At 71.5% G+C, this 4,768-nt stretch carries 5 protein-coding genes and 1 pseudogene; 5 read left to right on the top strand and 1 reads right to left on the bottom strand.

Translation table 11 applies throughout. The features are described from left to right. Positions 1-7: 7 nt before the first annotated feature. Together ACFRAC_RS36530 and ACFRAC_RS36525 are read left to right on the top strand one after the other, a co-directional pair. Positions 8-322: pseudogene (locus ACFRAC_RS36530) on the top strand (transposase); the annotation flags it as partial. A gap of 76 nt (positions 323-398) precedes the next feature. Continuing rightward, on the top strand, positions 399-734 hold the full coding sequence (locus tag ACFRAC_RS36525) for a hypothetical protein (RefSeq protein WP_361353606.1): 336 nt from the start codon (positions 399-401) through the stop codon (positions 732-734). Here the strand turns inward: ACFRAC_RS36525 and ACFRAC_RS36520 are convergent. Beyond that, positions 731-1,551, bottom strand: a protein-coding gene (locus tag ACFRAC_RS36520; protein ID WP_382939599.1) for an IS5 family transposase whose coding sequence is annotated in 2 segments (ribosomal slippage) — positions 731-1,222 and positions 1,225-1,551 — 819 coding nt in all. Because the reading frame shifts where the segments join, the coding sequence is not laid out codon by codon here. The genes ACFRAC_RS36525 and ACFRAC_RS36520 overlap by 4 nt on opposite strands. Positions 1,552-1,657: 106 nt before the next feature. Between ACFRAC_RS36520 and ACFRAC_RS36515 the strand changes: the two genes are divergently transcribed. The 3 genes from ACFRAC_RS36515 (at position 1,658) to ACFRAC_RS36505 (ending at position 4,680) form a co-directional block, all read left to right on the top strand. Continuing rightward, entirely contained in the window at positions 1,658-2,950 is a 1,293-nt protein-coding gene (locus ACFRAC_RS36515; RefSeq protein WP_382939597.1) for a sensor histidine kinase, read from the top strand. Continuing rightward, the gene (locus ACFRAC_RS36510; protein WP_361353597.1) at positions 2,938-3,594 is read left to right on the top strand and encodes a response regulator transcription factor; all 657 of its coding nucleotides are present in this window, start codon (positions 2,938-2,940) and stop codon (positions 3,592-3,594) included. Before ACFRAC_RS36515 ends, ACFRAC_RS36510 begins: the two co-directional genes overlap by 13 nt. Positions 3,595-3,714: 120 nt before the next feature. Further along, complete coding sequence (locus ACFRAC_RS36505; protein ID WP_382939593.1) at positions 3,715-4,680, top strand: CPBP family intramembrane glutamic endopeptidase; 966 nt, start codon at positions 3,715-3,717, stop codon at positions 4,678-4,680. Positions 4,681-4,768: the final 88 nt, after the last annotated feature.

Genomic DNA, 4,768 nt, shown 5'->3' with positions numbered 1-4,768 from the left:
CGGGCGGATAGCTGCGGGGCATCACGGCCTCCGAAGGCTGCTGGATCGTCAATTGTCCAGCAACCCGACTCCATTAGAACCGGGGCATACCACTCCACCGATCCCGGAGCGGTTCACCGAACCAAAGCTCCGAGCTGTCTTCGACAAGCTCAAGACCAAGTACGGCACGGTCTTGGTGATCGTGGACCAGCCCGCTTCCATCGGCGCCCTCCCACTGACCGTCGCCAGGGACGCCGGCTGTCAGGTCGCCTACCTGCCAGGACTCGCCATGCGCAGGATCGCCGACCTCTACCCCGGCGAGGCCAAGACCGACGCTAAGAACCTCTAACAGAATGCTCTGCGAGGACTTGAGAGCTAACTCAGAGGCCGTGAACGAACGCGGTTGCTACTCTCCGGACGTGACCCTGACCGACCTCAACAACGGCTTTCGTGACGATGAGCAGCGGCGGCGCGTCCAGAGGGTCGTTCACGATCGCCTCGCAGACGACCGTGACCCGCAGGAATGCCGCTTCCTCATGCGGTTCTGGTGGCAGCTGGTCATGTCGTATCAAGAGGTGTCGATGGACCAGCTCAGCCTGAACGTCGGTAAGCCGAAGCTGGACGTGATCGAGGCGCTGATCAGCGCCATCAGGTCGTCCCATGCCGACATCGACGCCTGGATCACCACCACACAGCAAGTTTTTCCAGTGATCCAAGACCGCGGCTTCGAGGCTGCCCAGAACAACGAACGTTAACGCGGCCGGAGCTTCTTCAGCCGTCGCCAGCAGATGATGCTGCAAGCGAGGCTGAGGAAGGCTTCGTGGATGTCATCGCGTATCTCCCAGCGGATGCGTAGGCGGCGGAACCAGTGCAGGTGGGCGAACGCTCGCTCGACGACCCAGCGTTGGGTGCCCAGGCCGGAGCCGTGTTCGGTGCCGCGGCGGGCGATCTGCGGTTTCACGCCGAGGTCCCAGACCAGGCGGCGGTACTTGTCATGGTCGTATCCGCGGTCGGCCAGCACCGCCTCAGGGCGGCGCCGGGGCCGGCCGCGCTTGCCCCGCACGGGCGGCACGGCCTGGAGGAGGGGGATCAGCTGGGTGACGTCGTTGCGGTTGCCGCCGGTCAGGGTGACGGCGAGCGGGATGCCGGTGGCGTCGGTGATCAGGTGAGGCTTGCTGCCCGTCCTGCCCCGGTCGACGGGGCTTCGTCCTGTCTTGGCTCCCCCTTTAACGCTCGGATGTGGGAGCCGTCGACCGCCGCCAGGGAGAAGTCCAGGGCGTTCGCGCTGCGGAGTTCGGCGAGGAGGACCTCGTGCAATCGGGGCCACACTCCGACCTCGGTCCACTCGGCCAGGCGATGCCAGCACGTCATGCCCGAACCGAAGCCGAGTTCCTGCGGCAGGTGCTCCCAGGCAATCCCCGTGTGCAGGACGAACAGAATGCCCTGGAACACCAACCGGTCCGGATGCCGCCTGCGACCCGGATGCCGGAGCCGACGCTCAATCTTCGGCAACAGCGGCTCGATCACCGCCCACAACTCGTCATCGACTTCCCACGGCTTCGGCCGAGCCACTCCGCACCCCCGGATCAACGCTCCCGGGGTGATCCAACCACCTCGAAGATCATTTCGTTAGGAGTTCTTATAGGGTCGTTCGCTGTGCTCGACGGAAGGAGTGGGCATGCCGAACGGTGACGACCATCCGGGCCCAGGCCGCCGGGACCACGTCGTGGGAGTCGTGCGGGACGCGCTGGGCGCGACGGGACAACTGGTCTCCGGCCTCCGTACGGCCTTACTCGCGCTGCCCGTGCTGATCCTGCTCGCCGGGTGCGCCCTCACCGTCCCGCTCGGCGTGGGGCTGCTCGCGGCGCCGGCCGCCCTGCGGGCCCTGCACGGCCTGGCCGGGCTCGAGCGCGCCCGGCTGGCCCGCTCCGGCCCCGAGGTCCTGGCGCCGGCACCACCTCCGACCGTCCCGCGCGCCGCCCTTCGCGATTCCACCACCCGGCGTGAACTGCGGTGGCTGGTCCGGCACGTCGTCGTGGGCCTGCCGCTGGGACTGCTCGGCCTCTGGCTGCCCGTCCTCGCCGTACGGGACCTTTTGTTCCCGCTGTACTGGCGGTTCGTCCCCGCGGACGTGACGGCCACCTCCATCGGCATCGGCTCGTCCAGCTCCTGGGCGGACGCGGTCGCCGTCGCCCTCCTCGGCGTCGGCTGGATCGCCATCGTCCTGGGCCTCGGCCCCGCCATGGCGCGCGTTCAGGGCGGCCCCGGGCGGCGCCTGCTGACGGCCGGACCGGAGACCGACCTCTCCCTGCGCATCGCGGAGTTGACCGCCACCCGCGCCGCCGCGCTCGACGCCCACGCCGCCGAGCTGCGCCGTATCGAACGCGCCCTGCACGACGGCACGCAGAACCGGATCGTGTCCGTGACCGTGCTGCTCGGCGCCGCCCGACGGATGGTGGCCCGCGACCCGGACGGCGCGCAGGACCTCCTGGAACGCGCCCAGTCCGCCGCCGAGCAGGCGCTGGCCGACCTGCGGGCGGTCTCCCGCGGCATCCTGCCGCCCGTCCTGTCCGACCGCGGTCTGGCCGGGGCGCTCACCGGGCTCGCCGCCGAGTGCGCCGTGCCGTGCCGCGTCGACGTGGACATGCCCCGGCGCTGTGCGGCCTCGGTGGAGGCGACCGCCTACTTCGCCGTCGCCGAGGCCCTCACCAACATCGCCAAGCACAGCGGCGCGACCCGCGCCACCGTCACCGCCCGGCTGGCCGGCGGACGGCTCCTGCTGACCGTCGACGACGACGGGCACGGCGGCGCCACGGCCCCCGCCGAGGCGCGCGACGACGGCGGGCCCGGCACCGGCTCCGGTCTCGCCGGGATCCGGCGGCGCGTCGCCGCCCACGACGGCACGTTCCGCCTGACGAGCCCGCCGGGCGGCCCGACAACCCTGGAAGTGGACCTGCCATGCGGATCGTGATCGCCGAGGACGACCCCCTGCTGCGCGAAGGGCTGGCCCTGCTGCTGCGCGCCGAGTCCCTGGACGTGGTCGCCACGGCCGGCACTCCCGACGACGCCCTGGACGCCGTCGACCGTCACGAGCCGGACGTGGCCATCCTCGACGTGCGGATGCCGCCCACCCACACCGACGAGGGCATCCGCGCGGCCGTCGAGGCACGCCGCCGCCGTCCCGCACTCGCCGTGCTCGTCCTGTCCGCCTACGTCGAGCAGAGCTTCGCCACCGAACTCCTCACGGGCGGCGTCGGCGGGCTCGGCTATCTGCTGAAGGAACGCGTCGGCCGGGTCGAGGAGTTCCTCGACGCGCTGCGCCGGGTCGCCGGCGGTGGCACCGCCATCGACCCCGAGGTCGTCGCGCAGCTCTTCACCCGCTCCCGCCGCGACACCCGCCTGGAACGCCTCAGCCCCCGCGAGAAGGACGTGCTCGGCCTGATGGCGGAGGGCCTGGGCAACAGCGCCATCGCAGAACGGCTCGTCGTCACCGAGGGGGCCGTGCACAAACACATCCGCAGCATCTTCGCCAAGCTCGACCTGTCCCCGACGGACCAGCTGGACCGGCGGGTCGCGGCCGTCCTGCACTACCTGGAGGACGCCCGCCGGCGCTGAGGGAACCGGCCCGGGGTACAGCCTGCTGTACCCCCACTCGGGGTGTGCGCGGCAATGATCCGCCGGGCGCCCGGTGGTGTGCTGAGGACACGTCATCAGCGACCGCCGAGAGGACCCGCAGTGAGGACCGAGACCCCCGCACGAACGAGCACGGCACCGGCCGGCCGCACGGAAGGCACCCTGCGCGGCAGCCTCCGCCGCCATCCGCTGACCTGGTTCTTCACCCTGGCCTACGGACTGAGCTGGGTGGCCTGGCTGCCGTACGTCCTGTCCGGGAACGGCCTGGGCGTCTGGGACTTCACCTTCCCCGGTGGGGCCGCCGCCTCCCAGATCACCGGTGTCCTGCCCGGCGCCTACCTCGGCCCCATCGGGTCCGCGCTGCTCATCATCGCCCTCACCGAGGGACGCGCCGGACTGCGTACCTGGCGGGGCCGCATGACGCGGTTCAAGGTCGGTTGGCGCTGGTACCTGGCCGTCCTGGTGTCGGTGCCGCTCGCGCTCACCCTGGCCTCGGTGGCGCTGTCCGGCGACGGCCCCGCGCAGCCCTCCGCCACGGTCCTGATCGCGTTCCTGCCGGGCCTGGCCGCCCAGATGATCACCACCGGGCTCGCGGAGGAGCCGGGGTGGCGCGAGTTCGCCATGCCGCGCATGCAGCGCCGCAACGGGCCCCTCGCCGCCACCCTGATCGTCGGTGTCCTGTGGGGCGGCTGGCACCTGCCGCTGTTCCTCACCGACTGGGGCGGCGGCCCGGAGGTGGCCTGGACGGAGCCCGTCGAGTTCGTCGCGACGGCCACCCTGTTCAGCTTCGTGATGACCTGGGTGTTCAACCGGTCCGGCGAGAGCATGCCGCTCGTCATGCTGCTGCACTGCGGGGTCAACAACTACTTCTCCGTGGCCGGCGAGGACCTGTTCCCCGGGATGTCCCGCGCCGATGTGACCCACGCCTTCTTCCTCGCCTCCCTGGCCGGAGCGGTCATCGCGCTCGCCGTCACCCGCGGCCGCCTGGGGCTGCCGAAGCGGCGGCCTGCCCTCGCCGAGGCAGCAGCCGGCACGTCGGCCATGTCCTCGCCGCGGCCAGCACCCTGATCGAGGTGCCGCGCGCAGCCCGGTGCGGGGGATCGGGCTGCGCGATCAGCGGCCCCTGAAGGCCGCCGGCCCCCGCTCGCACCGGGCG

Origin of the sequence: Streptomyces sp. NPDC056628, assembly GCF_042792555.1 — a bacterium.
Taxonomy (GTDB): domain Bacteria; phylum Actinomycetota; class Actinomycetes; order Streptomycetales; family Streptomycetaceae; genus Streptomyces.
This window is presented reverse-complemented; position numbering and strand designations above follow the sequence as displayed.